General features: G+C 66.3%; 29 protein-coding genes. 14 read left to right on the top strand and 15 right to left on the bottom strand.

Annotation, left to right across the window (positions count from 1 at the left end; genetic code table 11):
• Nucleotide 1: 1 nt before the first annotated feature.
• Genes O6P39_RS18500 through O6P39_RS18485 form a run of 4 tightly spaced genes read left to right on the top strand, consistent with a single transcriptional unit; the run spans nt 2 to nt 2,659 of the window.
• Nucleotides 2-544, top strand: a complete 543-nt coding sequence (locus O6P39_RS18500; RefSeq protein ID WP_275607918.1) for a DsbE family thiol:disulfide interchange protein — start codon at nt 2-4, stop codon at nt 542-544.
• Nucleotides 541-1,011, top strand: coding sequence for a cytochrome c-type biogenesis protein (locus O6P39_RS18495; protein ID WP_275607917.1), 471 nt, complete (start codon nt 541-543; stop codon nt 1,009-1,011). The genes O6P39_RS18500 and O6P39_RS18495 overlap by 4 nt, the downstream gene beginning before the upstream one ends.
• On the top strand, nt 1,008-2,219 hold the full coding sequence (gene ccmI / locus O6P39_RS18490) for a c-type cytochrome biogenesis protein CcmI (RefSeq protein WP_275607916.1): 1,212 nt from the start codon (nt 1,008-1,010) through the stop codon (nt 2,217-2,219). Before O6P39_RS18495 ends, ccmI begins: the two co-directional genes overlap by 4 nt.
• A gap of 23 nt (nt 2,220-2,242) precedes the next feature.
• Entirely contained in the window at nt 2,243-2,659 is a 417-nt protein-coding gene (locus O6P39_RS18485; RefSeq protein WP_275607915.1) for a hypothetical protein, read from the top strand.
• Nucleotides 2,660-2,682: 23 nt separating this feature from the next.
• Here O6P39_RS18485 and O6P39_RS18480 read toward each other — a convergent pair whose 3' ends face one another.
• Both O6P39_RS18480 and O6P39_RS18475 read right to left on the bottom strand, forming a co-directional pair.
• Nucleotides 2,683-2,898 (bottom strand): hypothetical protein, encoded by a 216-nt coding sequence (locus O6P39_RS18480; protein WP_275607914.1) that lies wholly within the window; start codon nt 2,896-2,898, stop codon nt 2,683-2,685.
• Nucleotides 2,899-3,700: 802 nt separating this feature from the next.
• Nucleotides 3,701-4,903 carry a GGDEF domain-containing protein gene (locus O6P39_RS18475; protein WP_275607913.1) on the bottom strand — a complete coding sequence of 401 codons (1,203 nt, stop codon included), beginning with the start codon at nt 4,901-4,903 and terminating at the stop codon, nt 3,701-3,703.
• 219 nt (nt 4,904-5,122) lie between these two features.
• Between O6P39_RS18475 and O6P39_RS18470 the strand changes: the two genes are divergently transcribed.
• Nucleotides 5,123-5,851: a lipoate--protein ligase family protein gene (locus tag O6P39_RS18470; protein WP_275607912.1), complete on the top strand. Its 729-nt coding sequence runs from the start codon at nt 5,123-5,125 to the stop codon at nt 5,849-5,851.
• A gap of 74 nt (nt 5,852-5,925) precedes the next feature.
• A complete protein-coding gene (locus tag O6P39_RS18465; RefSeq protein ID WP_275607911.1) occupies nt 5,926-7,740 on the top strand; it encodes a monovalent cation:proton antiporter-2 (CPA2) family protein in 1,815 nt (604 codons plus the stop codon).
• A 45-nt stretch (nt 7,741-7,785) separates the two neighbouring features.
• Here O6P39_RS18465 and O6P39_RS18460 read toward each other — a convergent pair whose 3' ends face one another.
• On the bottom strand, nt 7,786-8,016 hold the full coding sequence (locus O6P39_RS18460) for a hypothetical protein (RefSeq protein WP_275607910.1): 231 nt from the start codon (nt 8,014-8,016) through the stop codon (nt 7,786-7,788).
• 195 nt (nt 8,017-8,211) lie between these two features.
• A complete protein-coding gene (locus O6P39_RS18455) occupies nt 8,212-8,898 on the bottom strand; it encodes an RNA pseudouridine synthase (protein WP_275607909.1) in 687 nt (228 codons plus the stop codon).
• 103 nt (nt 8,899-9,001) lie between these two features.
• Between O6P39_RS18455 and O6P39_RS18450 the strand changes: the two genes are divergently transcribed.
• Complete coding sequence (locus O6P39_RS18450) at nt 9,002-9,625, top strand: hypothetical protein (protein ID WP_275607908.1); 624 nt, start codon at nt 9,002-9,004, stop codon at nt 9,623-9,625.
• Nucleotides 9,626-9,642: 17 nt separating this feature from the next.
• Here the strand turns inward: O6P39_RS18450 and O6P39_RS18445 are convergent, their stop codons facing one another.
• Both O6P39_RS18445 and O6P39_RS18440 read right to left on the bottom strand, forming a co-directional pair.
• Nucleotides 9,643-10,743 (bottom strand): AI-2E family transporter, encoded by a 1,101-nt coding sequence (locus O6P39_RS18445; RefSeq protein WP_275607907.1) that lies wholly within the window; start codon nt 10,741-10,743, stop codon nt 9,643-9,645.
• Nucleotides 10,744-10,896: 153 nt separating this feature from the next.
• Nucleotides 10,897-11,088 carry a hypothetical protein gene (locus tag O6P39_RS18440; RefSeq protein WP_275607906.1) on the bottom strand — a complete coding sequence of 64 codons (192 nt, stop codon included), beginning with the start codon at nt 11,086-11,088 and terminating at the stop codon, nt 10,897-10,899.
• Between the two features lie 161 nt (nt 11,089-11,249).
• On the opposite strand from O6P39_RS18440, the gene O6P39_RS18435 reads away from it, so the two are divergent.
• Together O6P39_RS18435 and O6P39_RS18430 are read left to right on the top strand one after the other, a co-directional pair.
• Nucleotides 11,250-13,022, top strand: coding sequence for an ABC transporter ATP-binding protein/permease (locus O6P39_RS18435; protein ID WP_275607905.1), 1,773 nt, complete (start codon nt 11,250-11,252; stop codon nt 13,020-13,022).
• Between the two features lie 153 nt (nt 13,023-13,175).
• Nucleotides 13,176-14,012, top strand: a complete 837-nt coding sequence (locus O6P39_RS18430) for a S1-like domain-containing RNA-binding protein (RefSeq protein ID WP_275607904.1) — start codon at nt 13,176-13,178, stop codon at nt 14,010-14,012.
• 5 nt (nt 14,013-14,017) lie between these two features.
• Here the strand turns inward: O6P39_RS18430 and O6P39_RS18425 are convergent, their stop codons facing one another.
• Both O6P39_RS18425 and O6P39_RS18420 read right to left on the bottom strand, forming a co-directional pair.
• Nucleotides 14,018-14,431, bottom strand: coding sequence for a DUF5064 family protein (locus O6P39_RS18425; RefSeq protein ID WP_275607903.1), 414 nt, complete (start codon nt 14,429-14,431; stop codon nt 14,018-14,020).
• Between the two features lie 201 nt (nt 14,432-14,632).
• Complete coding sequence (locus O6P39_RS18420; protein WP_275607902.1) at nt 14,633-15,187, bottom strand: magnesium transporter; 555 nt, start codon at nt 15,185-15,187, stop codon at nt 14,633-14,635.
• 219 nt (nt 15,188-15,406) lie between these two features.
• Between O6P39_RS18420 and def the strand changes: the two genes are divergently transcribed.
• Nucleotides 15,407-15,946: a peptide deformylase gene (gene def / locus O6P39_RS18415; protein ID WP_275611980.1), complete on the top strand. Its 540-nt coding sequence runs from the start codon at nt 15,407-15,409 to the stop codon at nt 15,944-15,946.
• Nucleotides 15,947-16,127: 181 nt separating this feature from the next.
• Here def and O6P39_RS18410 read toward each other — a convergent pair whose 3' ends face one another.
• The 3 genes from O6P39_RS18410 to O6P39_RS18400 all read right to left on the bottom strand — a co-directional run bounded on the left by O6P39_RS18410 (nt 16,128) and on the right by O6P39_RS18400 (nt 16,984).
• Entirely contained in the window at nt 16,128-16,256 is a 129-nt protein-coding gene (locus O6P39_RS18410; RefSeq protein ID WP_256676115.1) for a hypothetical protein, read from the bottom strand.
• Between the two features lie 81 nt (nt 16,257-16,337).
• Nucleotides 16,338-16,526, bottom strand: a complete 189-nt coding sequence (locus O6P39_RS18405; RefSeq protein ID WP_152222082.1) for a hypothetical protein — start codon at nt 16,524-16,526, stop codon at nt 16,338-16,340.
• Nucleotides 16,527-16,537: 11 nt separating this feature from the next.
• The gene (locus O6P39_RS18400) at nt 16,538-16,984 is read right to left on the bottom strand and encodes a hypothetical protein (protein ID WP_275607901.1); all 447 of its coding nucleotides are present in this window, start codon (nt 16,982-16,984) and stop codon (nt 16,538-16,540) included.
• A 220-nt stretch (nt 16,985-17,204) separates the two neighbouring features.
• Between O6P39_RS18400 and O6P39_RS18395 the strand changes: the two genes are divergently transcribed.
• Both O6P39_RS18395 and O6P39_RS18390 read left to right on the top strand, forming a co-directional pair.
• Entirely contained in the window at nt 17,205-17,639 is a 435-nt protein-coding gene (locus tag O6P39_RS18395; protein WP_275607900.1) for a PGDYG domain-containing protein, read from the top strand.
• 164 nt (nt 17,640-17,803) lie between these two features.
• The gene (locus tag O6P39_RS18390; RefSeq protein WP_275607899.1) at nt 17,804-18,709 is read left to right on the top strand and encodes a YihY/virulence factor BrkB family protein; all 906 of its coding nucleotides are present in this window, start codon (nt 17,804-17,806) and stop codon (nt 18,707-18,709) included.
• Here the strand turns inward: O6P39_RS18390 and O6P39_RS18385 are convergent.
• The 3 genes from O6P39_RS18385 to O6P39_RS18375 all read right to left on the bottom strand — a co-directional run bounded on the left by O6P39_RS18385 (nt 18,706) and on the right by O6P39_RS18375 (nt 22,804).
• A complete protein-coding gene (locus O6P39_RS18385; protein ID WP_275607898.1) occupies nt 18,706-19,257 on the bottom strand; it encodes a hypothetical protein in 552 nt (183 codons plus the stop codon). The two genes, O6P39_RS18390 and O6P39_RS18385, sit on opposite strands and share 4 nt — an antisense overlap.
• A 416-nt stretch (nt 19,258-19,673) precedes the next feature.
• A complete protein-coding gene (locus O6P39_RS18380) occupies nt 19,674-20,798 on the bottom strand; it encodes a PilT/PilU family type 4a pilus ATPase (RefSeq protein ID WP_275607897.1) in 1,125 nt (374 codons plus the stop codon).
• 245 nt (nt 20,799-21,043) lie between these two features.
• Nucleotides 21,044-22,804, bottom strand: coding sequence for a hybrid sensor histidine kinase/response regulator (locus O6P39_RS18375; RefSeq protein WP_275607896.1), 1,761 nt, complete (start codon nt 22,802-22,804; stop codon nt 21,044-21,046).
• A gap of 25 nt (nt 22,805-22,829) precedes the next feature.
• Between O6P39_RS18375 and O6P39_RS18370 the strand changes: the two genes are divergently transcribed.
• A complete protein-coding gene (locus O6P39_RS18370) occupies nt 22,830-23,486 on the top strand; it encodes a response regulator transcription factor (RefSeq protein ID WP_275607895.1) in 657 nt (218 codons plus the stop codon).
• A gap of 211 nt (nt 23,487-23,697) precedes the next feature.
• Nucleotides 23,698-24,330: a LysE family translocator gene (locus O6P39_RS18365; RefSeq protein ID WP_275607894.1), complete on the top strand. Its 633-nt coding sequence runs from the start codon at nt 23,698-23,700 to the stop codon at nt 24,328-24,330.
• 46 nt (nt 24,331-24,376) lie between these two features.
• Here O6P39_RS18365 and O6P39_RS18360 read toward each other — a convergent pair whose 3' ends face one another.
• Nucleotides 24,377-24,658: a peptidylprolyl isomerase gene (locus O6P39_RS18360; RefSeq protein WP_152222096.1), complete on the bottom strand. Its 282-nt coding sequence runs from the start codon at nt 24,656-24,658 to the stop codon at nt 24,377-24,379.
• Nucleotides 24,659-24,884 lie beyond the last annotated feature (226 nt).

Here is a 24,884-nt window from a genome sequence, read left to right as displayed (position 1 = left end):
TGTGAAGCGTGCGATCCTGCTGTTGCCCCTGGCGATCTTCCTGGTCGTCGCGGTATTCCTCTATAACGCCTTGTGGAAAGACCCCAGCGAGCTGCCGTCGGCGCTGATCGGCAAGCCGTTCCCGGCGTTCTCCCTGCCCAGCGTCACCGAACCGGGCAAGACCTACACCGAGGCCGACCTCAAGGGCAAGCCGGCGCTGGTCAACGTCTGGGGCACCTGGTGCCCGACCTGCCGCTTCGAGCACCCTGTGCTGACCGATCTGGCCGCCAAGGGTGTTGTGATCTATGGCATCAACTACAAGGACGATGCCGTCGCCGCGCAGAAGTGGCTGAACGAACTGCACAACCCCTACCTGCTGAACATCGCCGATGCCACCGGCACCCTGGGCGTCGACCTGGGCGTATACGGCGCGCCGGAGACCTACATCATCGACAAGGACGGCATCATCCGGCACAAGCTGGTCGGTGCCGTCGACGAGAAGGTCTGGCGCGAACAGCTGGCGCCGATCTACCAGGGTCTGGTGGACGAGGCGCAGGGCAAATGAAACGTCTTCTCGCCGCCGCCGCGCTCGGCCTTGCCCTTACCGGCATCGCCCAGGCGGCCATCGATACCTACGAGTTCGCCAACGACGCCGAGCGCCAGCGCTTCCGCGACCTGACCACCGAGCTGCGCTGCCCCAAGTGCCAGAACCAGGACATCGCCGACTCCAACGCGCCGATCGCCGCTGACCTGCGCAAGCAGATCTACGCCCAGCTTCAGCAGGGCAAGAGCAACCAGCAGATCGTCGACTACATGGTCGACCGCTACGGCGAGTTCGTGCGCTACAAGCCTGAAGTCAGCGAGCGCACCTGGCTGCTCTGGTTCGGCCCGGCGGCCTTCCTGCTGCTGGGTGTGGGCGTGATCGGCGTCATCGTCGCCCGTCGCCGCCGCCCGGTCGCCGCCACCTCCACCACGCTGTCCGCCGAGGAGCAGGCACGTCTCGACCAATTGCTGGATAACCAAGACAAATGATCGACTTCTGGCTCGCCGCCGGCCTGCTGTTGCTGGTGGCCCTGGCATTCCTGCTGATCCCTCTGCTGCGTGGCCGTCGCGCCCAGGCCGAGGAAGACCGCACCGCCCTCAACGTCGCCCTGTACCAGGAGCGTCTGGCCGAACTGACCGCCCAGCGTGATGCCGGCACCCTCGACGATGCCCAGCTCGAAGCCGGCCGCGCCGAGGCTGCCCGCGAGCTGCTGGCCGATACCGAAGGTGCCTCCGAGGACCGCCGCAGCCGTCTCGGCCGCGCCGCGCCGCTGCTGGTGGTGCTGCTCCTGCCGTTCCTCGCGCTGGGCCTGTACCTGCACTGGGGCGCCAGCGACAAGGTGGCCCTGGCCCGCGAGTTCGCCACCGCGCCGCATTCCATGGAAGAAATGACCGCCCGCCTGGAGCGCGCGGTGCAGGCGCAGCCGGACTCCGCCGAAGGCTGGTACTTCCTCGGTCGAACCTACATGACCCAGAACCGCGCCGCCGACGCCGCCAAGGCCTTCGAGCAGGCCGCGCGCCTTTCCGGCCGACAGCCGGAAGTGCTCGGCCAGTGGGCCCAGGCGCTGTACTTCGCCGGCAACAAGTCGCTCAGCCCGGAAGTGCGCGCGCTGGCGGATGAAGCGTTGAAGAAGGACCCGCAGGAAGTCACCACCCTCGGCCTGCTCGGCATCGCCGCCTTCGAGGACGAGAAGTTCGCCGATGCGGTCGATTACTGGGGCCGCCTGGTCGCGATACTGCCGGCCGATGATCCGTCCCGCGAAGCCATCGCCGGAGGCATCGAACGTGCCCGCCAGCGCATGGTCGAGAAGGGCGAGACGCCTCCCACCGCACCTGCCGCCCCGGCCACTGCCGGCGTGACGTTGAAGGTGAAGGTCGACCTGAGCGCCGCCGTGAAGGGCCAGGTCAAGCCGGACGATAGCGTGTTCGTCTTCGCCCGCGCGGTAAGCGGTCCGCCGATGCCGTTGGCGGTGAAGCGCCTGAAGGTCTCCGACCTGCCCAGCGAAGTGGCGCTCAGCGACGCCGATGCGATGATGCCGCAGCTCAAGCTCTCGGCCTTCCCGCAGGTGCAGTTGGTGGCGCGGATTTCCCGTGCTGGCAATGCGACGGCCGGGGAGTGGATCGGACGCAGTGAAGCGTTGTCTACTGCCCAGGCTGGCGAGCAGGCAGTGACCATCGACAGCCCGGACCAGCGCTGAAACAGATAGAAGAGGGTAGGGTGATGAAGGTTAGATTGCTGGCGCTGAGCGCCTTGCTGGTACTGGGTGGCTGCGTGGTGCAACCGCCGCAGCCGGAGCAGCCATCGGGGCCGACAACGGCACCAACGCAGCCGGGTACCACGACCACCAAGCCGCCGGTCAAGTCGTCTTCCTCGCCGATCACCCCGCAGCCGAGCAAGCAACAGCCGACCTCCAAGCGCCCGCCCCAGTTCGCCCCGCCGCCCGGCGGCAAGGGCCGCTGGGATGCCAGCCTGGGGGTCTATGTGATGCAGGGGCAGAAAGACACCTATTACCGCCAGCGCACCTACTACCACTGGGATAACGGCTGGTACTGGAGCGTCGGGCCGCAAGGGCCCTGGACCGAGACCGACAGCACCGGCGTGCCGCCGGGGCTGACGCGCAAGTACAGCGCGCCGTAAGTCTCTGTAGTGCCGAGGGGCGCTCAGGTTGCGGATAGGCTCTGTTCCTGCAGGGGAGCATGGCTGTCGTAGGAGCGGACTTTGTCCGCGATGCTTTTGTTTCTTGTTTCTTGTTTCTTGTTTCTTGTTTGGGTGTCCAGCGCCGCTTCGGCGTGCTCGGATGTATTTTGTTTCGCCCCCTCGGGCGAGTTCCTTTTGTCAAACGACACAAAAGGAACCAAAAGGTCTTGCCCCATCATCCGGGTCTCGCTTCGCGAGACTCCCCTCGTTCCATCGAAGTTTCAGGGGCCCGCGTCGACGGGCCATCCATGGCCCAACGACGCTCTCGCGGCATCCATGCCGCTCAACCCCTGAAACTCCGATTCCACTCGGCCTCCTGAAGGGGCGCTCCGGTGCGTGCGGATATTTCTCTGGAAATCTTCAAGAGCCAGAGCGGTCATGCTCTTCGTAGGAGCGGACCTTGTCCGCGAAATCCATCGCGACGGAATCCGTGCTGACAGGGAAGCGTCTGGGTTTATCGCCAACCTGTAGGAGCGAGCTTGCTCGCGAACCGCCTGACGCTGATGTGGCCGGGTAATTCTGTTCGCGAGCAAGAACTAGGCGTCCCCCTCGCTCCTACGAAAAGCAGTCCATGCACGAAGCAGCCAACGTTGCAGGCGCGCGCAGAGTCCCGTCAGGAGGCCGAGTGGAGGTATTGCGCAGAGGGGCGAGCGGCATGGATGCCGCGAGAGGACTAGGCGTCGCCGCTAAGAGGGCCAGGGATGGCCCTTCTACGCCGACCCTCGGAGCGATACCGGAGCGAGGGAAACGGAGCGAAGCGAATCAGTCCGGCGAAGCCGGGCCCGGATGTCGGGACGAGCCCTTTGGTTACTTTCTTGGGGCGGCCATCCGTCGTTTGAGAAAGTGACTCGCCCGAGGGGGCGAAACAAAATCTTCCAGCCCACACCGAAGCGACGCTGAACACCCAAAGAAAAGCATCGCCCGCTCCTACGCAGAGCAGCAGGCGTAAGGACGGCCGGAGGATGTAACGCTACCCAGCCCTCAATCAAACGTCCCCATCTGCGCCCCCACCTCGATCAACTCCACCCGATTGCGCCCACTGGCCTTGGCCCGGTACAGCGCCTTGTCCGCGGCAGCATAGAGCAGCTCATAGGTGCCAGGTATACCAGCCTCCAGGCTGGCTATGCCGAAGCTGGCGGTCAGGTAGAGCAGGCCGTCCTTCATCGGCAACGGGGTTTCCTCCAGCAGCTTGCGGACCTTCTCGGCGATGCTGCGGGCCTGCGACTGGCCCGTGTCGGGCAACAGCAGCAGAAACTCCTCCCCGCCCAGCCGCGCCACGCTGTCGCCACTGCGGGTGTAGTTGCGCAGCAGGTTGGCGGCATGGCGGATCACTTCGTCGCCCAGTGGGTGGCCGTACCGGTCATTGATGAACTTGAAATGATCCAGGTCCACCATCAGCAGGCTGACCGGCGCCGGCTGCCGGGATACCCGTGACAGCTCCATGGTCACCAACTGGTCGAACTGCCGTCGGTTGAACAGCCCGGTCAGCGGATCATGGCCGGCGAGGTATTCCAGCTGGCGGTTCTTTTCTTCCAGCTCCTGCCTCTGCTGGCGAAGGAACTGGCGCTGGCGCAGGTTGCGTACGTGGCCATGCCAGAGGATCAGCGACAGGATCAGGCCGATGCCGCAGATGGTCAGTCCACCCATCTGGTTGGACAGGCGCAGCTCCGGAGTTGCCTGGGTCAGCATCATCGTCACTTCGAAGGCGCTGAGCGCGAGGATGTAGAGGGTGATGGCATGGCGCGGACGCATCAGGATGATCAGGGCTGCGCCCACGGAACTCATCAGGAAGGGGGTGATGCTGCTGGTGACCTGCTGGTCCGCGCCGGTGATGGCGATGCCGAAGCCGAGCAGGACGGTGGCGGCCAGCAGGCTCAGGAGTTTCATGTACCACAGCGGCGCATTGCGCTGGGGGCGCGAGGCGAGCCAGGCGAGCAGGCCCAGGGCGCTGAACAGGATGGCGATGGTGGCGTGGATGCGGATGATGTCCAGGCGCCAGCCGTCGTGCTCCGGACTTGAGCCCTGCAGGTTGAGCCAGAACACCAGGATGTGGATGAGATCGAAAGCCACGGCGAACGCCGAGGCGAAATACAGCCGTCGCAGGTTTTCCCGGGCAACCGGCAACGCCATCGCGTTATTGACGGCGATGGAGTGCTGCAACTGCTGGAGCCATGTCCTGGACACGATTACTGCCCCTCCCTGGCCCATTCGGGCAGTTGGAGCATAGACAGCGGTGATGGCACTGTCGTGGCAAGGGGGAGAAGAAGTGCTCGGGTTGTTCACTGCCGCACACTGACGCTACCTTCGAAAAGTCGCTATGGCCGCAACTACCCGTCTCTGATCATTGTCGGATTCGCCTGCTGCGGGCATAGTCCGCCCCCCTGGATGCTGAAGGAATCGGTCATGAACAGAGTGCAATGCCTGCCGGTGGAAGAGGGCCTGGATGCCGAGCGGGCCCTGCTGGACGATGCCTTCCATGGCCGCCGGGACAGTGGACTGCTGTTCTGGCGCCCGCTCCAGCAGGCGCTGGTGATGCCACGCCGGCTCAGCCGGCTGGACGGTTTCAGCACGGCGGAACAGACCTGTGCCGGCCTGGGCTGGCCGATTGCACTGCGTGACACCGGCGGTGAGCCCGTGCCGCAATCGCCCGCCGTGCTCAACGTCGCCCTGGTCTACGCGATTCCGCCGACGGACAACGAGCAGACGCGCATCGAAACCGCCTATCAGCGCCTGTGCCAGCCGCTCTGTGACTGGCTGGCCGCGCTTGGCCTGGACCCGGGGCTGGGCGAGGTGGAAGGGGCCTTCTGCGATGGCCGCTACAACGTCAACCTGACGGGGCGAAAATTGGTCGGCACAGCCCAGCGCTGGCGCCGTCGCCCCAGCGACGGCCGTTACGTGGTGCTAGCCCACGGCGCGATCCTGATGGAAAACCAGCGCGAGCCGATGGTCGAGGTGGTGAACGCCTTCTACCAGGACTGCGGGCTCGACGCGCGCTGCCGCGCCACCAGCCATGTGGCGCTGGACGAGCGCCACGCACAGCCGTGGGGCCAGGTGGAAGCGTTGGCCGGGCAGTTCCAACGCCACCTGCTGGCCGAGGGCGTGGCCCTCGATGCCGGATTTGAAGGCACTTGAATCGAAAGCTGCCGGATTTGAACGACGTGGGTGGAGCTTCGTTTAGCCCCACCCCTTCCAAGGAGTCTTGATACATGGAACATGGGACGAATTACCTGCAGTCGGCAGTGGTCTTCCTGCTCGCTGCGGTATTCATGGTGCCGCTGGCCAAGCGCATGCAACTGGGGGCCGTGCTCGGCTACCTGTTGGCCGGCGTGTTCATCGGCCCTTCGCTGCTGGGGTTGATCGACAACCCGGAAAGCGTCGCCAGCCTGTCCGAGCTGGGCGTGGTGCTGCTGCTGTTCATCATCGGTCTTGAGCTTTCGCCCAAGCGCCTGTGGGTGATGCGCAAGCAGGTGTTCGGCGTGGGCCTGGCTCAGGTGCTGCTCACCGCGCTGGCGCTGGGCAGCCTTGGTGTGCTGGCGTTCGATCTGCCGGTGAACGCCGCGGTGGTGATCGGTGGCGGCCTGGCCCTGTCGTCCACCGCTTTCGGCCTGCAGATCCTCGCCGAGCGCAAGGAACTGAACAGTCCCTATGGCCGCCTGGCCTTCGCCATCCTGCTGTTCCAGGACATCGCGGCCATCCCGCTGATTGCCATGATCCCACTGCTGGGTGCGCGCGCCGATTCGGCGGCGGCCGGCGGCGATCTGGCTCACGTCATGGAAGTGGTCGGCAGCATCGCCGTGGTGGTGATCGGCGGGCGCTTCCTGCTGCGTCCGGTGTTCCGCTCGGTGGCGCGTACCGGCCAGGCCGACCTGTCCACCGCCACCGCGCTGCTGGTGGTGGTGGGCACCGCCTGGCTGATGGAAGAGGCGGGTGTCTCCATGGGCCTGGGCGCGTTCCTCGCCGGCCTGCTGCTGGCGGACTCGGAATACCGTCACGAGCTGGAAGCGCAGATCGAGCCATTCAAGGGGCTGCTGCTGGGGCTGTTCTTCATCAGCGTCGGCATGAGCGCCGACCTCAGCCTGTTCCAGAGCGAGCCGCTGCGGGTCATCGGCCTGACTCTGCTGCTGGTGGGCATCAAGCTGCCGCTGCTGTTCCTCATCGGCCGACTTGCCGGTGGCCTGGACAAGGTCTCGGCTCTACGCCTGGGCGTGCTGCTGGGGGCCGGCGGCGAGTTCGCCTTCGTGGTGTTCAAGCTGGCGCGGGCCCAGGGCCTGATGGATGCCGACCTGCATGCGCTGCTGGTGCTGGGCATCACCCTGTCGATGGCGATGACACCGCTGCTGGTGCTGGCCCTGGCGCGCAACATCAAGCCCAAGCCGGCTGCCCTGCGCGAGCCGCCGCCGGAGTACCGCCAGCTGCCCGACGACGCGCCCCGCGTAGTGATTGCAGGCATGGGCCGGATGGGCCAGGTGGTCGCCCGTATCATGCGCGCCCAGGGCGTGCCCTTCGTCGCGCTGGACACCTCGGTGGACACCATCGAGCTGACCCGCAGCTACGGCAACATCCCGATCTTCTATGGCGACCCGCTGCGCCCGGAAATCCTCCGCGCCGCCCAGGTGGAAAAGGCCGAGTTCTTCGTGGTCGCCACCGACGATCCGCAGACCAACATCGAGACCGCACGGCTGGTGCGCAAGCTCTATCCGCACATGAAGATCATCGGCCGCGCGCGCAACCGCCAGCACGTCTACCACCTGCTCGATGCCGATGCCAACCCGGTGCGCGAGACCTTCCACTCCAGCCTGGAAATGAGCCGCCTGCTGCTGACCGGACTTGGGCTGAGCGAGGAGCAGGTCGCGGCGCGTATCCGCCGCTTCAAGCGCCACGACGAAGCGGTGCTGATGGCCCAGTACCGTGTGTACGACGACGAGAAGGCGGTGATCCAGACCGCCCGCGAGGCGCGCAAGGAGTTGGAGACGTTGTTCGAGGCGGACCACCTGGAAGACCAGGGTATCGGCCATTCCTGAAGCGGGGCGCGACTGCGTCCGACAGGCTTTGTGGTTGGGGCGGCCTCAGGCCGCCTTCGCCAGCGCCGGTTGTTGCACGAGGGCCGGGCGCGGCTTGCGGACCTGCGGCCGGCGACGTTCGGGAATGGTGATCGGTTGGCCCGGCGAACGCAGGGTCAGCACCGCGACCACGCTGGCCAGCACGACGGTGGCCAGGATCACGCTGGCCAGGACGACGTAGAGCAGCAGCTCCACCAGGGAGCCAACCAGCAGCAGGAAGTCCAGTACGATTTGCATGATCCAATCCTCGTTAGAGCCGTGGGCGAATGTCGCGGGTTTCGGGGTCCTGCGAGCTGATGGGGTGAAGATGCCGCCTGGGCCCGGCGAAGAGAACTGAAAGCGCCTGCTGTTCACTATCGATGCCATCGATAGCAGCGCAAAACTGCGTACTAGGGCGGCTCCCCACGTTGCGCGGGGAGCCCGGAGCGTCCCTTAGAAGCGTTCGCCCGGCTGCAGGTAGCGCCAGTGGCCGACCGGCAGCTTGGCCATGGCCACGCCGCCCAGGCGGATTCGGCGGATCGCTTCGACGCGCAGCCCGGCTTCCCGGCACAGCTTGCCGATCAGCCCCGGGCGCACTTGCTTGCCGGCGATGCGCAGACGCTTCTCGCTCTGCCAGCTGGCCTTCAGCGGAAGGCCCTGGACCATCTGCTTCAGGCCATGGGCATCCAGCTCGCCGCTGACCTCGATCACATACTCATGCTCGACCCGCGCGGCATCGTCCACCAGTTTGCGAATGACGCCGAAATTCTGGGTGAACACCAGCAGTCCACTGGCGCCGTCCTCCAGCGGGGTGGTCGGGCGTTGCTGGCGGAAGTGCTTGCGCAACAGGCGTTGCGACGAGGGATCTTCGCTCCAGCGTTGCTCTTCCCGCAGCAGCGCCACCGCATCTTCGACGCTGTAGCCGGCGGGCTTGTGCAGCAGCAGGGTGACCGGCGGCAGGGGCTCGGGCATGGCGCCGGGCAACAGTGCGATGTGCTGGGCGTCGACCTTGAACTGTGGCTCTTCCACCGTCGCGCCATCCACCGTCACCCAGCCGCCTTCGATGTACAGCTCGGCTTCGCGGCGCGAGCAGGGCAGCAGCTCGGCGAGGCGCTTGGACAGGCGGATGGGTTCGGACATGACGGAAGACCGCAGCAGGAAAAGGGGCACCATTGTAACCGCAAGCCACTGGAATGATCCGCACACCTGCCGGTCAGACCTACAAACGGACGGGGACGGAACGATGCGGATAACCCTGATCGACGGGCTGCACTGGGATGTGGACGAGCGCGGCAGTGGCGGCCTGATCAACAAGCGCGGTGACAAGGTGCACCTGCGCCAGGGCGACATGGACGGCGCCTGCGGCCCCTATTGCCTGGTGATGGCGATGCTGGCGCGCAACCAGCTGGGCCGCCGCCAGGCCAAGGGGCTGGCGCCGGTGGATTCGCGCACGCGCTACGGGCGTCTGATGCAGGCACTGGAGCAGCGCGAGACGCTGATCCGCGTCGGCACCACCGGCGACGATCTGTTGGAGCTGCTCAAGGTGATCAGCGACAAGGAGTTCCAGGTCGTAAGGGGCAGCGGTCGGCGCATGGTCGAGCTGACCCGCCGTTACCTGGAGGCGAACGTCCCGGTGGTGCTGGGCTTCCACGGCCGCAAGGACAGCGACATCCGCCACTGGGGGCTGGCGGTGGGCATGAGCGAGGAGGCGTTCTTCCTCCTCGATCCGGCCCATGACCTGCAGCGCGGCCTGGCCTGGAACGCGGTGCTGACGGCCCGCGCCAACGGCTCGCGGTTCGGCTACCGCTACCTCAATCCGAAAGGCACCTGGGCGGTGACGCTGAAGGAAATGGTCGCGCTGCCCTGAGGACCGGCGAGGGCGCTTCAGTGTGTCGGGTTGGCGGGCGGCTCGGCCAGCGTTTCGCGCTCGCGCACCCAGGACATGAACAGTTCGTAGCCCAGGGCCAGGACCACCGGGCCGACGAACAGGCCGATGATGCCGTTGCTGAGCATGCCGCCCAGGGCGCCGATGAGGATCACGGCCATCGGCACCTTGGCGCCGCGGCCGAACAACAGCGGCTTGAGCACGTTGTCGCTGAGGCCGCCGATGACAGTCCACACGGTGAACAGGATGCTCACCAGCAGCGAATCACCGGTCATGAACACGTAGATGATCGCCGGCAGGGTGATCAGCACGACCGGCAACTGGGTGATGCCCAGCAGCAGTACGCCCAGGGACAGCAGGCCGGCGCCGGGGATGCCCATGACGATGAAGCCGAGGCCGAGGATCATGGTCTGGATGAACGCCACGCCCACCACGCCCTGGGCCACCGCGCGGATGGTTCCGGTGCACAACTCGGCAAGGCCGGGGCCGCGCTCCGGGCCGGAGATACGGATGGCGATGTCGCAGGCAGTGCGGCTACCCAGCGCGCCGTAGGCCATGATCACGCCGGCGATGACGAAGGCGGCGAGGAACTGCATCAGCCCCATGCCGACGCCCGCCGCCTGGCCGGCGATCTTCTTCGCCACGCCTTGCAGATGCGGGGCCAGTTGGTGCGCCACGCCCATGAAGTCGGTGGCCACGCGATGCCAGAAGCGAAAGACGTACTGCCCGATCACTGGCCAGTTCTGTACCGAGTCCGGAGGCAGCGGAATCTGCAGGGTGCGGTTCTGGATCGCCTGCACCAGGTCGCGTACGGACTCGGCCATGGACAGTCCGATCACCACCACCGGTACCAGCAGGATCACCAGGCCCAGCAGCACGATCAGCGTCGCCGCGCTGTTCGGCCGTTCGCCCAGGGCGCGGCTGCACATCTGGTGCAGCGGGTAGAGGGTGATGGCGAGGATCACCGACCACAGCATCAGGTCGAGGAAGGGGTGGAAGATCCTGAAGCAGAAGAGGGCCAGCAGCAGAATCAGACCGGCGCGGATGAGCACATCCAGCAAATTGCGGGACAGCAGCTTTTCCGGGGGCGGGGGTAACATCGAGGGGCTCCTTGCATCGGTGGCCGGGGTGGCCAGGTCCTGACTAGTGGCGGACTCTGCCCGAGAGCAAGGTGTGGAGGCAATAAAAGATGGCGGGAATTGCGTGGGGAAACGGGCAGCCTGCCGGGGACCGGCAGGCTTGCCGAAAGGGGGTTACTTCTTGCCGAGGCTGATGTGGCGGCTCGGTGCGCCGTAGTTCTGACCGGTGACGCCCTTGGCGATCTGCTGGATCTCGCCGCCGGACTTCAGGAAGGCGGCAATCTGGGCGTCCAGGGACTCGCTGGTGGCGGTCGCTGCGGGGGCCTTGGGAGCGGCTTTCTGGCGGGTGGAGGGCTTGGAGGTCATGTCTGCCATACCTGTCTTCGCAAATTGGCCGGCCATTGTACACGAAATGAGCATCCTTCGGGGCGCTAATGGCATGAATGGTTCCAAGCCGCGCCGATCGTCGCCTGGGCGGCGTCCAGGGTGCTACGCTCGTGGGCCCTGATGTGCGCATCGAGTCGTCCATGCCCCTGCTGTCGTCCCGCCAGCGCAACGCCCTGCGCCTGGCCCGCTCGTTCCTCGCCCCGTATCGCTGGCGCGCCCTGGGGGCGCTGGTCGCCCTGCTGTTCACCGCCGCGATCACCCTGTCGCTGGGCCAGGGTATCCGCATGCTGGTGGACCAGGGCTTCGTCACCCAGTCCGAGCCGCTGCTCAATCGGGCCATCGGGGTCTTCTTCGTCCTGGTGGCGGGGCTCGCGGTGGGCACTTTCGTGCGCTTCTACCTGGTGTCGTGGATCGGCGAGCGCTTCGTCGCCGACATCCGCCGGCGGGTGTTCGACCACCTGATCGAGCTGCATCCGGGCTTCTACGAGAACAACCGCGCCTCGGAAATCCAGTCGCGCCTGACCGCCGATACCACGCTGCTGCAGACGGTGATCGGCTCGTCGCTGTCGATGGCTCTGCGCAACACGCTGATGCTGATCGGCGGCGTGGCGCTGATGTTCATCACCAACGCCAAGCTGACCAGCATCGTGGTTGCCGCGCTGCCCCTGGTGATCGCGCCGATCCTGCTGTTCGGCCGCCGCGTGCGCAGCCTGTCGCGGCTGAGCCAGGACCGCGTCGCGGATGTCGGCAGCTACGTCGGCGAGACACTCGGGCAGATCAAGACGGTGCAGGCCTACAACCACCAGGCGCAGGATCGCCAGCGCTTCGGCGCCACCGTCGAGCAGGCTTTCGATACCGCGCGGCGGCGCATCATGCAACGCTCCTGGCTGGTCAGCGTGGTGATCCTGCTGGTGCTGGGCGCGGTGGGCGTGATGCTCTGGGTCGGCGGCATGGATGTGATCGCCGGGCGGATCACCGCCGGCGAGCTGGCGGCCTTCGTGTTCTACAGCCTGATCGTCGGCATGGCCTTCGGCACCTTGAGCGAGGTTATCGGCGAACTGCAGCGTGCTGCCGGTGCGGCCGAGCGTATCGCCGAGCTGCTGCGGGCGCGCAGCGATATCCACAGGCCAGCCAGCGACGTGCTGCAACTGCCGCAGCGAGTCAGCGGCAGCCTCTCGCTGGAAGGGGTGCGCTTTGCCTATCCGTCGCGCCCGGAACAGTGGGCCATCGACAGCATCGACCTGCGCGTCGAGGCGGGGGAAACCCTGGCGCTGGTCGGGCCCTCCGGCGCCGGCAAGTCCACGCTGTTCGACCTGTTGCTGCGCTTCTACGATCCGCAGCAAGGCTGCATCCGCATCGACGGCCAGCCCATCGCACAGCTCGACCCAGCCGACTTGCGCCGCAACTATGCCCTGGTGTCGCAGAACCCGGCGCTGTTCTTTGGCAGCGTGGAGGAGAACATCCGCTACGGTCGACCCGATGCCTCCGACGCCGACGTCGAAGCCGCCGCCCGCGCGGCCCACGCACACGAATTCATCCTGCGTTTGCCGCAGGGCTACCAAACCCACCTGGGGGAGAGCGGCCAGGGGCTTTCCGGCGGCCAGCGCCAGCGCCTGGCGATCGCCCGCGCGCTGCTGGTGGACGCGCCGATCCTGCTGCTGGACGAAGCCACCAGCGCGCTCGACGCGGAAAGCGAACACCTGATCCAGCAAGCCCTGCCGGGGCTGATGAGCGGCCGCACCACACTGGTGATCGCGCACCGGCTGGCCACGGTGCTGAACGCCGATCGTATCGCGGTGATCGACCATGGCCGGCTGGTGGCGCTGGGGCGGCACGCCGAGTTGGTGACCAGCAGCCCGCTGTATGCGCGACTGGCCGAGCTACAGTTCGGTCAGGCGGAACAGAACCTGTAGGCGCGAGCTTGCTCGCGAACCGTCTGATACCGGAGCCGCCGGTGTGAGTTCGCGAGCAAGCTCGCTCCTACCATCCTGCGGCGTTCGGCGGCTGAAGGCGCATCCTGGCGCCATTGCGCGTAGAATGCCCGCCCCGTTCACGAGGTAAGCGTCATGGCAGTCATAGGTCGGTTTAATTCGTTGCAGGTGGCCAAGCACACCGATTTCGGTCTCTACCTGGATGGGGAGAGCCACGGCGAAATCCTGCTGCCCAAGCGTTACGTGCCGAAGAACGAACCCACCGAAGTGGGCGACTGGCTCAACGTGTTCATCTACCTGGACAGCGAAGACCGCCTGATCGCCACCACCCAGAAGCCCAAGGTGCAGGTCGGCGGCTTCGCCAGCCTCAAGGTGGTGGAGGTCAACCGCGTCGGCCTGTTCCTCGACTGGGGCCTGCCCAAGGACCTGCTGCTGCCGCACTCGGAAGAGAAGCGCCCGCTGCAGGTCGGTGACTACTGCGTGGTCTACGTCTACCTCGACGAGCGCACCCGCCGCATCACCGCCACCGCGCGCCTGGACCGCTACCTGGACAACACCCCGGCCCGCTACAAGGCTGGCCAGCAGGTGGACCTGCTCGTCGTGGAACGCACCGACCTGGGCTACAAGGCCATCATCGACGGCAAGCACTGGGGCCTGATCCACAAGAACGAAGTCTTCAAGTTCATGCGCAACGGCCTGCGCGAGACCGGCTACATCAAGGAAATGCGCGCCGACGGCAAGATCAGCCTGAGCCTGCAACCGGCCGGTGCGGGGCTTTCCGACGCGCTGAGCGAGCAGATTCTCCAGGCTCTGCGCGAGGCCGGCGGCAAACTCGCCCTCAGCGACAAGAGCCCGCCGGAGCTGATCGCGCAGCAGTTTGGCGTCAGCAAGGGCAACTTCAAGAAGGCCATCGGCGGCCTGTACAAACAGGGGCTGATCACCATCCTCGACGACGGCATCGAGTTGGTTTGAACGGTCTAGCCGCGCCCGCGCACGATGGATTCGGCCACTGCGCAACGCTGTTGCACCGGCGCAAGTGACGCCATGCGTTGCAGGTCCACCGGTTTGCCGGGTTCGGCTCTGAGCTGGCGGCGCAGGTCGTCGAAGACCTGATCGTGTTCCTTGCGAAAGCGCATCACCGGCCCTGGGCGCAGGCGCAGGCCGTGGCGGCGCAGCAGGCGGGTGGCGCTGCTGGCGAAGTTGAAGGCGAGGTCGCCGGGCAGCTCGAAGTCATCCTTGAACGGCTGGCCGTCGATCTCGCCGTCCAGCTGGAATCGCACCCGCGCATCACGGCTGGCCGGGTTCTCCACCTGGTAGCTCAGGCGGATGAGGTACTGCTGGCGGTCGATGCCCGGGATGGATTGAATGATGACCTGGGTGGGGCGGGTCATAGGGGCCTCCTGACGAGTGCTGGCGCCGCAAGCCGGCGTGAAAGCGTGGCCTGACGTGACGCTCGATACACGGGTTGTCTACGACCTAGTTTCGAGGTTGGGCGCGCTCGTCGGTCTGATATGCATCAAGGAGGGCCGATTCCGGCCGCAGGAGGCCTCTCCGCGGCGCACGGGCGGCGCGGAAGGGGAGGCGCCCGAGCGTCACATCATGTGACGGAAGCGATTCCAGGCGTGCTCGACGGAGACCAGCCAACTCGGCATCGCCGAGCCGAAGCCGGCGATTTCCAGGCGCGGGTGGCTGCGCACCACCATGTCCAGCAGGGGCTCCTGGTCGGGTTTCACGTCGACGAAGAACACATGCTGGCCCGCATGCAGGCTGGGCTCGAAGCGGCGCGCATCACCGCTGGGGCGCTGCAGGCCGACGAAGCTGCCTTCCCACAGGCTGAAGCCCAGCAGCACCGCGGCGAGGAACAGTACCGGAATCCAGCCCGCGGCGGATTGCGTCCAGCCGCTCAGGTAGCCCACCAGCAGCACCAGCACCGCCAGCGCGGCGCCGATCAGCAGGCCGACCTTGCCCCAGTGCACCACGTCCCGCCTCATCATCGATGGCACCTGGTGCAATCGATGGTCCTTCAACTCGGCATCCTGGTCGCTCAGCACGTGCATCTGCTCCATGCTGATACCGCTTTGCGCGAGTTCCTGTTCGACGGTTTCCAGGTCGTCCAGGTTGTCACTGATGTAGTAATGCCTGTTCATGACGAACCTCCGCCCCCAACCGGTCATACCCCCAGGGTTTGACACCGATTTGCCGTGATTTTCGGCAGATCGCCGCCATTTGCTGAATTTCGTCAGAGTTGAGTCTAGCACCGGCGGGGTGCCCTCCGTGGCGCGAGGGCCCAGTGGTCACCTGGCTTGCGCGATGCCCGCGCATGGCCGAGGATGCCGCTTTCCAGCGAGACTCAGGGCGAGGGCGAGATGATCCGCGAGATTCTCAAGATGGGTGATGAACGCCTGCTGCGCGTGGCGCCGCCGGTGCCCGCGTCGATGTTCGGCAGCGCGGAGCTGCAGACGCTGATCGACGACATGTTCGAGACCATGCACCACGTTGGCGGCGTCGGCTTGGCCGCTCCGCAGATCGGCGTGGACCTGCAACTGGTGATCTTCGGTTTCGAGCGCAGCGAGCGCTATCCGGATGCTCCGGCGGTGCCACCGACCATCCTGCTCAACCCGGTGATCACGCCGCTGAGCGAGGAACTGGAGGAGGGGTGGGAGGGTTGCCTGTCGGTGGCAGGCCTGCGCGGTGCGGTGAACCGCTACCGTTCGATCCGCTACCAGGGCGTCGACCCGCAGGGGCAGCCGATCGACCGCAGCGTCGAGGGTTTCCACGCCCGCGTGGTGCAGCACGAGTGCGATCACCTGATCGGCCGGCTGTATCCGTCGCGGATCACCGACTTCAGCAAGTTCGGCTTTACCGAAGTGCTGTTCCCGGGGCTCGATCCGAAGGCGGATGATTGAGGTTGACCGCCGATTGGGCCGTGTCTGCGGCTCCGTGCATGGCCCCGGAACGATCCGAGGCCAAGGTCAAACGGCGTAAGACGTCGAACGTTATACGCCCTACGCTTCAATGACGGGCGGGGTGGAGTTCGATAAGCGGATAGCCTCTCCCAAGGCTATCCGCGTGACGAGGGGCGAGCCCTCAGGACGGTTGCTGCGGGGTGCCCAGCAGCGTCTTGCCGGATTTCTTCTGCCGCTTGGCCATACGCTTTTCGTGTGCGGTTTTCAGCGGCTTCTTCTTGCTTTGCTTCTTCGCGTCGAGACCTTTCATGGCGTGTCCTCCGACGGGACGCCCTCGATCCGAGAGCGGACAGCTACAGCATAGCCTTCGCACGGCGTGCCGCTTCGCCGTTCAGCCGGTGGCGAGGCGTTCCAGCTCGCGGCGGACCATCGCCGCGTAGTGGGGCGGAGTCAGGCGATAGAGCTCCGTGGCCACCCAGGGCAGCCAGCGCGCGCCCATGGCCTCGCGCTCGGCCAGCAGGCGCCGGGCTTCGGCCTCGGCGCGCTGGGCGTGTTCCTGGTGGTAGTCGGCGCGGCTCATGGGGCGGGTGTTCAACTCTTGGCGCAGCTCAGGGCCTGCGGGTCGATGGTGATGCTGGCCAGCGGCTTGCCGTCGCTGCCGGTGTATTCGTGGGTCACGCTCAGGTGATGTTCGCGGAAGCGCTGCAGCAGCTCGGTCTGCTGGCAGGTGGTGCTTTCCAGCTGGGATTTCAGGCCGTTCTCGAACTTGGCCCGAGCGCCCAGGTCCATCTGGTCCATGCGCAGACTGGAAATCGCGTAGCGGTAATACAGCATCTTCTTCGCCGGGTCGAGCTGCACGCTGTTGAGGGTGGTGACCTTGTCCACCTGGTGCGGCAGGTTGGTGCGGGTGACCTGGTCGAAGTAGGCCACCGAGTCCTGGAGGAACTTGGCTTCGTCGGCGGCTTCGTCGGCCTGTACGGCCAGGCTGCTCAGCAGCAGGAGGGGCAGGGCGAGGCGGGGGATCAGACGGATCGGCATGCGATTTTCCTGTACGGCAATTAGGATTGGGGCGCACAAGCGCCAGGGAGTTTATAGGCCATGACGCGGCGTTCTGCTGGCTGTTTGGCGAGCCAACCATTGCGTGGGGGCCCGCTCGCGGAGCCTGGCCATTCCGGTTAATCTGGCGGACCGCACGATCCGGGCGCCGGCCCGGTTTCATCCGTCACGCATTTTCGGAGGCAGGCCCGCTGCCGTTGCCATGCTCGAACTGACCCAACTCGACCTCTCCACCGATTCCGCCGCGCAACGTGTGGTCAAGGATGAAACCGTCACCGTCGAATTCGCCGCAACGCCGGGCGAGCTGATGAGCCTCGAAGGCCCGAACCGTTACGCGCCGGGCGATGCAATCATCACCAGCGCGACGGGGGAGCGCTGGGTGGTCTCCCGTGAACGTTTCGACCCGAAATATCTGCCCGTCGACGCGGCGCTCGCGCACGGCCGGCCCGGTGCCTATCGCAATCGCCCGGCGGTGGTGCTCGCACGGCGCATGGACGAGCCGTTCGCCCTCGTGCGCTCGGCGGGCGGCGATCGTCTCACCGGTGCGGCTGGCGACTGGGTCATGCAGTACGCGCCCGGCGACTACGGTGTGGTGAAGGCGGAGCGTTTCGCCAAGGTCTATCGGCTGGCCGACTGAGTCGTCCGCGCGCAACTTCCGTCTGGCACCGAAGGCTGCCCAGCGGCTATGGTCTGTCCTGGCGGGCGCTCTGCGCCGCGCTTGTCATTGCAACTTTGCCCGCGCCGCGCAGGTCCACCCTGCAGCCAGCGGTCGGCGGGCGGCCAGCAGAAGGACGGAGCGGGATGCGATTCGTGGACATGCGGGGGCTCAGCCTGGGGCCCTGGAAACTGATCAGCCTGACGGTGAAGGAGTTTCTCGACGATGAGATGCCCACCTACGCCGCCGCGCTGGCCTACCAGGGGTTGTTCTCGCTGTTCCCCTTCCTGCTGTTCCTCATCGCCCTGCTGGGCTTCCTGCACCTGCCGGAGTTCTTCGACTGGCTGCGGGGGCAGGCCGACTACGTACTGCCGGCGCAGGCGCTGGAGCAGGTCAACCCGGTCATCGATCAGTTGCAGCAGCGCCAGGGCGGCCTGCTGTCGATCGGTATCATCGTGGCGCTGTGGTCGTCCTCGGCGGCGGTGCGTTCGCTGATGACCGCGCTGAATGCAGCCTATGACGTGCGCGAGGCGCGCCCGGCGTGGAAGCGCATTCCGCTGTCGCTGCTCTACACCTTCGGCATCGTCGGCATGCTGCTGGTCATCGCCGCGCTGATGATCCTCGGCCCGCAGGTCATGGGCTGGATCGCCGCGCGAGTGGGGCTGGAGGATTTCGTGGTGCTGCTGTGGAGCGTGCTGCGCTGGCCGGTCATCGTCCTGCTGATGATGATGGCGGTGGCCGTGATCTATTACGTCACGCCCAATGTGAAGCAGAAGTTCCGTTTCATCACCCCCGGCTCGATGCTCGCGGTGGTGCTGTGGATCTGCGCGTCCCTGGGCTTTGGTTTCTACGTGAAGAACTTCGCCGACTACAACGCCATGTACGGCAGCGTCGGCGCCATCATCGTCCTGCTGCTGTACTTCTACATTTCCTCTGCGGTACTGCTGCTGGGCGCGGAGCTCAATGCGGTGATCGAGCACCATCTGCCCCACGGCAAGAGTCCCGGCGAGCGAACCTTCGAGCAGGCCTCGCCGGAACCGGACGAGCGCTAGCGCCGGACCTGCTGGCTGGCGAGGGCGGAAGGCTTGGCCAGCAGGTTGTCGACCACCGCCAGGGACTGCTCGAACGAGGGATAGCCGCTGCGGGCGACGTCCAGACCCGAGTAGGCCCGCTGGTAGCGCTGGGCCTTGCCCGGGTTGGCCGCGTCCACCAGGTAGGGCTCGGACCAGATCTTGTACAGCAGCGCAACGGCGTAGGGCTGGCCTGCATCGGCGGCCTGCTCCAGCAGCGGCAGCACTTCGTTTACCTGCGGGCCTTCCTTGATCTTCAGCAGCGCCTTGTAAAAGCTCACCTCGCCGCGTTCATCGTAGGGTTGGGCACGATCGAGCAGGGCGTTCGCCAGCTCGTAGTTGTCCAGGTCGCCGGACGCGATCAACAGCTTGGCCTGCAGCATGTCGTTCCGGTAGAGCAGGCGTTCGACATGGCAGCGCTGCCCACTCATGGAGGCGTCGCACGGTGTGGTGGTGGAGCTGGAACAGCCGGCCAGCAGCAACGACAGGCTCAGAATGGCCGGCAGGTAAGGCGGTTGAGACAAGCCCATGTAAATCCCCCAGGGGCGAATGGCAGGGTTCGACCGGTCTGTGTGCGCCGGTTCTGTCTATTGGCCATCAGCATAGTCGCTTGCCTCTCAAGCAGCTTCGAAAGTGGGCTGCTACGGAAGGGCCGATGAGGGACTAGATCCGTGCGTGGGGGCCGGTTAGCGGATTGAGGTGGGAAGGGCGAAGTAGCTCGCAGGATGGGTGGAGCGAAGCGATACCCATGCTGTCGGCGCACGGTATTGATGGGTTTCGCTTCGCTCTACGACATCCTACAGGGACGCCAAAGACAGCACCGTAGGGCGTACAACCGTTCGCGGTTGTACGCCGTTACACCCTGCTCCGTCGTCGGCGCCGAAGCTGAACCGAGGGCAAGCGCCATCAGTTTCCACGAGGGAGCGGATTCTTGTCCGCGCCCGCTTCAGGCGCCGAACACCGGTCCCACGCTGTCGTCGTCCATCCCGCGTTCCAGCTTGATCTTCAGCGCCAGGTCCGTGCGCGAGTCGGCGAACTTGAGCGCGTCGGAGACGCTGATGCGGCCTTCCTCCAGCAGTCTGTAGAGGCTCTGGTCGAAGCTCTGCATGCCGCTTTCCAGGGCGCGCTCCACTGCGCCCTTGAGCTCCGGCAGCTCGTCGCGCTGGATGATGCCGCGGATGTGCGGCGTGCCCAGCATCAGCTCCACTGCTACCGCGCGGCGCTGGCGCGTGCCGGGGACCAGGCGCTGGCCGATCAGCGCCAGCAGGTTCTGCGACAGGTCGGCCAGCACCTGCGGCCGAGCTTCATCGGGGAAGAAACGGGTGATGCGCTCGATGGCATGGCGGCAACTGGTGCCGTGCAGGGTGGCCACGCACAGGTGGCCGGTTTCGGCGTAGTGCAGGGCGTTCTGCATGGTTGGCGCGTCGCGGATTTCGCCGAGCATGATCACGTCCGGCGCCTCGCGCAGCACGTTGCGCAGGGCATCGGCGTAGCTGTGGGTATCCAGGCCGACCTCGCGCTGATCGATGATCGATTTCTGGTGTGAGTGGAGGAATTCGATCGGGTCTTCGATGCAGACGATATGCCCGGAGCGGTGGCGGTTGCGGAAGTCCAGCATGCTCGCCAGGGTGGTGGACTTGCCCGAACCGGCCGCGCCGACCACCAGGATCAGCCCGCGATCCTGCATCGCCAGCTTGTCGAGGACCGGTGGCAGGCCGAGGCTGGCCACGTCCGGGATCACCTGCTTGATCAGCCGTACCACCATCGCCACTTCGCCGCGCTGGTAGTAGATGTTGGCGCGGAAACGGCCGAGCTCCGGCACGGTGATCGCCAGGTTCATCTCCAGGTCACGCTCGAACTCCGTCACCTGCTCGGGCGTCATCAGCTGCCAGGCCAGGGTCTTCACCTCGCCACTGGCCAGCACGCGCTCGCCGACCGGCCGGCTGTGCCCCTCGACCTTGATGTGCGGCGGTGCGCCGACGCTGAAGAACATGTCGGAGCCGGCGTTCTGCGGCAGCTGGCTCAGGTAGGTGAAGACATCGGGCAGGTCGCTGGTGCTGGTATTGCTCATGGGAACGTCCTTCGGGCGGCGGTGGGCCCCTGCAAGAAGGGCGCGTCTGTACTCAGACTAGCCGGAGGTGCAGGTTGTAGGACGCAAGCGTAGGAAAGGTACGAAGAGCGCGCCTTGACCCACCGCAGGGGGCGCGTGAGGATGCGGAGTACAGGGCCTGCGGATGAACTGGCCGGCAGCCTGGGGCGTCTGCCATCCCGCCGGCGGTGTTGCGGTGCCGGTGTTGTGGGGAAGCTGCGTCGGCCCTAGGCCATTTCCGACGGTTGCCGGCAGGCGTTGATCGCCTCGCGCAGTTGCTCGGTGTCCACCGGCTTGTGCAGCAGGCGATAGCCGTGAGCGGTCGCCTCGCGAAGGCGTTCCGGAGAAGTGTCGCCGGTGATGATCAGTGCCGGCACCTGGCGCGACAGGTAGCTGCGGATGCGGCGGATCGCATCCTCGCCGGTCTGTCCTTCGCCCAGCCGGTAGTCGGTGAGGATCAGATGGACGGGGGCCGGGCCGCGATGACTGGCCTCGATGTGCCGCTGGCAGGCCTGCAGCGCCGTGGTGCCCGGATAGACGCGATGACCCCAGACCTCCAGCAGGTTGCCCAGGGCGTGCAGCACGTCTCGCTCGTCGTCCACCACCATGATGCCCAGGCTGTCGGTACCGAACTCTTCGGCGCAGGCGTGGATGACCGGGCAGGGCGCCGGAGCGCATACCAGCGGCAATCGGACCGCGAACAGCGAGCCGCGTCCGGGCCGGGATTGCAGGCGCAGGCCGTGGCCGAGCAGACGGGCAGTGTGACGGACTATCGCCAATCCCAGGCCGAGGCCCTGCTTGCGGTCGCGCTCGGCGTTGTGCAGCTGGACGAACTCCTCGAAGACCATCTCCTGCTGCTCGGAAGGAATGCCGATGCCGGTGTCCAGCACCTGGATTTCCACCTCCTCGCCGTGGCGGCGGCACCCCAGCAGCACGCCGCCGCTCCGGGTGTAGCGGAAGGCGTTGGCCAGCAGGTTGTCCAGCAATCGCTTGAGCAGCACCGGATCGCTGTCCACCCATAGCCGGCTGCTGCACACCCGCCAGTGGAGGCCGCGCTCGGCGGCGGTGCCGGCGAACTCCAGTTGCAGGTCGGTGAACAGCCGTTGCAGGGCGATGGGCTCGCGGGCCAGCGGCACCACGCCGGCGTCGAGACGGGAGATGTCCAGCAGGCCGTTGAGCAGGCTGCCCAGGTTGCCGAGCATGGCGCGCAGGCGCGTGGCGATATCCCGTGCCTGCACGGCATTCACCGGCCCGCGCTCGGCCAGCGAGGCGAGGGCGCCGACGAACAGGCCCAGGGCGTGAATCGGCTGGCGCAGGTCATGGCTGGCGGCGGCGAGGAAGCGGGTCTTGGCGCGATCGGCGGCCTGGGCGCGGTCGCGCTGCTCGCGCAGGTCCTGCACCAGTTCCGAGTTCTGCTGGCGCAGGCGAATGGTTTCGCACAGGCTGCGGTAGGTCACCCGGCTGTAATACAGGTTCACCCCGGCCAGGCAGGCGATGAAGAAGCTGTAGGTGGTGAACTGCTCGCCAGCCTGGCTCAGGCACAGCACCAGCAATGGCAGGAGCATGGCGGCGAGCGAGCCGATGTAGGCCGGCGGATAGGCCGACAGCGATGGTACCGCGCCGCACACCAGGCCCGTCAGCACGATGCAGGTGAAGGCGAACAGTTGCGGGTCGCCATGGGCGAAGCCGGCCCAGCCGAGCCAGCCCCACAGCAGGCTGCTGGCCCATGACAGCAGGGTGGCCGTCCAGGGCCAATACTTGCCCGGCGTGCCCGCGGGGGCTTGCCGGAAATACGCGCGTGCCAGGACAATCCGCCCCAGCGTCAGCACATAGAGCGCGGCCAGCCAGACGCCCATCATCGTCGGTGACAGGGCGGCCCGGAAGATGTACAGCACGGGCAGGGGTATCACCAGGTTGGCGAACAGCACGGCATAGGACTGGCGGAACAACAGATCGACCAGTTCGCGCTGATGAAGGCGGCTGTGCATTTCGATGGCCTCAAGGAGACGAACGATGGAAGGGAAGCGCTTGCGGGTGCTGATCGCCGACGACCACGGCATCGTGCGCGACGGGCTGCGCCTGCTGCTCTCGACCCTGGAACAGGTGGAGGTGGTCGGTGAGGCCGGCGACGGCATTCGCTTGCAGGCGCTGCTGGCGGAGTGCCCGGCCGACCTGTTGCTGCTGGATCTGAACATGCCGGGGCTCAATCGCCTGCAGGTCATCCACGAACTGCGCCAGCGCCACCCGCGCCTGAAGATCCTGGTGCTCACCGCCAACACCGAGCTGGCCACCGTGCGCTCGGTGCTCGATGCCGGTGTGCAGGGCTACCTGAGCAAGGGCGAGGAATCCGGCGAGCTGCTCGAAGCGATCGACGCCCTGCGTGCCGGGCAGACGTACCTGGCGCGTAGCCTGCGGTTCATCCTCGATAGCCCCCACGTGCGCCCGCGCGACGAAGCCGACTTGCTGGCGGCGGTGGAACTGACCAAGCGTGAACGGCAGATTCTCACCCTGGCCGCCCAGGGCCGCAGCGCGCGGGAGATCGCCGAGCACTTCAGCATCAGCCCGCTCACCGTGCGCAAGCACCGCGAGAACCTGATGCGCAAGCTCGACCTGCACAGCCCCGCGGAACTGACTGCCTACGCCGTGCGCCTGGGTGTCCCCAGCGCCTGATCCTTGCCTGTGCGTGCCACGCGTGCGAGGGCGCATGCCGTCGATTCCTTGCAACCTGTGGGAACACAGCCTAGCGCCGCCCTGGCGTGGAAAAAATACGGCAACCGCCGTATGTGCGTAGCGGGATCACGTCCCTAACCTTCCCGTCACTGGCTCGCCGCTCCCTTGTGAGGCGCCAGACCCCACTCGCGATCAAGGGAAGGATCAGATCATGCTGCAATCTGCCTACTGGGCCTCGTTCGCCTTGGCGACGTTGGCCTTTGCCTGCATGCCAGGCCCCGCCATCCTCTACATGACCTCGCAGACCCTCGCCCACGGCCGTCGCTCCGGCCTGCATGCGGCACTGGGCATCCACCTGGGCTGCTACGTGCACATCCTCGCTGCCAGCGCCGGGCTCGCCGCGTTGCTGCACCATGCGCCCACCCTGTACCTGGCGCTGAAGCTGGCCGGTGCGGCCTACCTGATCTGGTTGGGCGGCTCGATGATCCTGGGCCAGCGCCGACTGCTCGAAGGCGCTGAGGAAGCGGCCGAGGCGCATCCGCAGGTGCTGCGCGACAGCATCGTGGTGGAGATGCTCAACCCCAAGACCGCGCTGTTCTTCCTGACCTTCCTGCCACAGTTCGTCGACCCGGCCGCCAGCCTGCCGGTGGGCCTGCAGTTCTTCATCCTCGGGGTGATCGTCAACCTGGTGTTCTCCAGCGCCGACGTGCTCGCCGTGCTGTTCGCCTCGCTGCTGCTGGGCGTACTGGGTGAAGGGCGCGGCAAGCGCCTGATGCCGCGTGTGTGCGGCTCGATACTGGTGGGGCTGGGGGTGATGCTGGCGGCCCGGGGCGGACCGGTGTGAGGGGAGGCGCCGCGCCCATCGACGGGCACGGCGCGGGCGAAGCGGATCAGTCCTCGCGGCTGGTCACTTCCACCAGGTGGTAGCCGAACTGGGTCTTCACCGGACCCTGGACGACGTTCAGCGGGGCGCTGAACACGACCTGGTCGAACTCGCGGACCATCTGGCCCGGACGGAAGCTGCCCAGGTCACCGCCGCTGCGGCCCGACGGGCAGGTGGAGTTGTCGCGGGCCACCTGGGCGAAATCGGCGCCGCCTTCGATGGCAGCTTTGAGTTCATTGCACTTGGCTTCGCTGGAAACCAGGATGTGACGGGCGGATGCACGGGCCATGGGATAACTCCTGAACAGGCAGTAGGAAAGGGCGAAGCCTAGCTGATTCGCGGGCGGAACCCAATGCCGGGCGTCCAGTGGTGCAGGAGATCAAGAGCCCCTCACCCTAACCCTCTCCCGCAAGCGGGAGAGGGGACTGTTCGGTGCAGGATGAGGCCATGGTGTCAGCCGGCACTGACTGCTCCCTCTCCCTGAGGGAGAGGGCTGGGGTGAGGGGAAACCGCAG

This window comes from Pseudomonas sp. PSE14 (assembly GCF_029203285.1).
Taxonomy (GTDB): Bacteria; Pseudomonadota; Gammaproteobacteria; order Pseudomonadales; family Pseudomonadaceae; genus Pseudomonas.
Note: the sequence above shows the minus strand (reverse complement) of the source record. Positions and strands in the feature narration are given on the sequence as shown.

What these genes read in the sequence shown, in the direction of transcription:
- O6P39_RS18395 (WP_275607900.1), top strand. Translation starts at nt 17,205, where the DNA reads ATGCTCGAACTGACCCAACTCGACCTCTCCACCGATTCCGCCGCGCAA.
- O6P39_RS18420 (WP_275607902.1), bottom strand. Translation starts at nt 15,187, where the DNA reads ATGAACAGGCATTACTACATCAGTGACAACCTGGACGACCTGGAAACC.
- O6P39_RS18480 (WP_275607914.1), bottom strand. Translation starts at nt 2,898, where the DNA reads ATGATGGGGCAAGACCTTTTGGTTCCTTTTGTGTCGTTTGACAAAAGG.
- def (WP_275611980.1), top strand. Translation starts at nt 15,407, where the DNA reads ATGATCCGCGAGATTCTCAAGATGGGTGATGAACGCCTGCTGCGCGTG.
- O6P39_RS18460 (WP_275607910.1), bottom strand. Translation starts at nt 8,016, where the DNA reads ATGCAAATCGTACTGGACTTCCTGCTGCTGGTTGGCTCCCTGGTGGAG.
- O6P39_RS18400 (WP_275607901.1), bottom strand. Translation starts at nt 16,984, where the DNA reads ATGCCGATCCGTCTGATCCCCCGCCTCGCCCTGCCCCTCCTGCTGCTG.
- O6P39_RS18385 (WP_275607898.1), bottom strand. Translation starts at nt 19,257, where the DNA reads ATGGGCTTGTCTCAACCGCCTTACCTGCCGGCCATTCTGAGCCTGTCG.
- ccmI (WP_275607916.1), top strand. Translation starts at nt 1,008, where the DNA reads ATGATCGACTTCTGGCTCGCCGCCGGCCTGCTGTTGCTGGTGGCCCTG.
- O6P39_RS18360 (WP_152222096.1), bottom strand. Translation starts at nt 24,658, where the DNA reads ATGGCCCGTGCATCCGCCCGTCACATCCTGGTTTCCAGCGAAGCCAAG.
- O6P39_RS18430 (WP_275607904.1), top strand. Translation starts at nt 13,176, where the DNA reads ATGGCAGTCATAGGTCGGTTTAATTCGTTGCAGGTGGCCAAGCACACC.
- O6P39_RS18455 (WP_275607909.1), bottom strand. Translation starts at nt 8,898, where the DNA reads ATGTCCGAACCCATCCGCCTGTCCAAGCGCCTCGCCGAGCTGCTGCCC.
- O6P39_RS18365 (WP_275607894.1), top strand. Translation starts at nt 23,698, where the DNA reads ATGCTGCAATCTGCCTACTGGGCCTCGTTCGCCTTGGCGACGTTGGCC.
- O6P39_RS18495 (WP_275607917.1), top strand. Translation starts at nt 541, where the DNA reads ATGAAACGTCTTCTCGCCGCCGCCGCGCTCGGCCTTGCCCTTACCGGC.
- O6P39_RS18380 (WP_275607897.1), bottom strand. Translation starts at nt 20,798, where the DNA reads ATGAGCAATACCAGCACCAGCGACCTGCCCGATGTCTTCACCTACCTG.
- O6P39_RS18450 (WP_275607908.1), top strand. Translation starts at nt 9,002, where the DNA reads ATGCGGATAACCCTGATCGACGGGCTGCACTGGGATGTGGACGAGCGC.
- O6P39_RS18410 (WP_256676115.1), bottom strand. Translation starts at nt 16,256, where the DNA reads ATGAAAGGTCTCGACGCGAAGAAGCAAAGCAAGAAGAAGCCGCTGAAA.
- O6P39_RS18425 (WP_275607903.1), bottom strand. Translation starts at nt 14,431, where the DNA reads ATGACCCGCCCCACCCAGGTCATCATTCAATCCATCCCGGGCATCGAC.
- O6P39_RS18465 (WP_275607911.1), top strand. Translation starts at nt 5,926, where the DNA reads ATGGAACATGGGACGAATTACCTGCAGTCGGCAGTGGTCTTCCTGCTC.
- O6P39_RS18375 (WP_275607896.1), bottom strand. Translation starts at nt 22,804, where the DNA reads ATGCACAGCCGCCTTCATCAGCGCGAACTGGTCGATCTGTTGTTCCGC.
- O6P39_RS18445 (WP_275607907.1), bottom strand. Translation starts at nt 10,743, where the DNA reads ATGTTACCCCCGCCCCCGGAAAAGCTGCTGTCCCGCAATTTGCTGGAT.
- O6P39_RS18405 (WP_152222082.1), bottom strand. Translation starts at nt 16,526, where the DNA reads ATGAGCCGCGCCGACTACCACCAGGAACACGCCCAGCGCGCCGAGGCC.
- O6P39_RS18470 (WP_275607912.1), top strand. Translation starts at nt 5,123, where the DNA reads ATGAACAGAGTGCAATGCCTGCCGGTGGAAGAGGGCCTGGATGCCGAG.
- O6P39_RS18440 (WP_275607906.1), bottom strand. Translation starts at nt 11,088, where the DNA reads ATGACCTCCAAGCCCTCCACCCGCCAGAAAGCCGCTCCCAAGGCCCCC.
- O6P39_RS18435 (WP_275607905.1), top strand. Translation starts at nt 11,250, where the DNA reads ATGCCCCTGCTGTCGTCCCGCCAGCGCAACGCCCTGCGCCTGGCCCGC.
- O6P39_RS18390 (WP_275607899.1), top strand. Translation starts at nt 17,804, where the DNA reads ATGCGATTCGTGGACATGCGGGGGCTCAGCCTGGGGCCCTGGAAACTG.
- O6P39_RS18485 (WP_275607915.1), top strand. Translation starts at nt 2,243, where the DNA reads ATGAAGGTTAGATTGCTGGCGCTGAGCGCCTTGCTGGTACTGGGTGGC.
- O6P39_RS18370 (WP_275607895.1), top strand. Translation starts at nt 22,830, where the DNA reads ATGGAAGGGAAGCGCTTGCGGGTGCTGATCGCCGACGACCACGGCATC.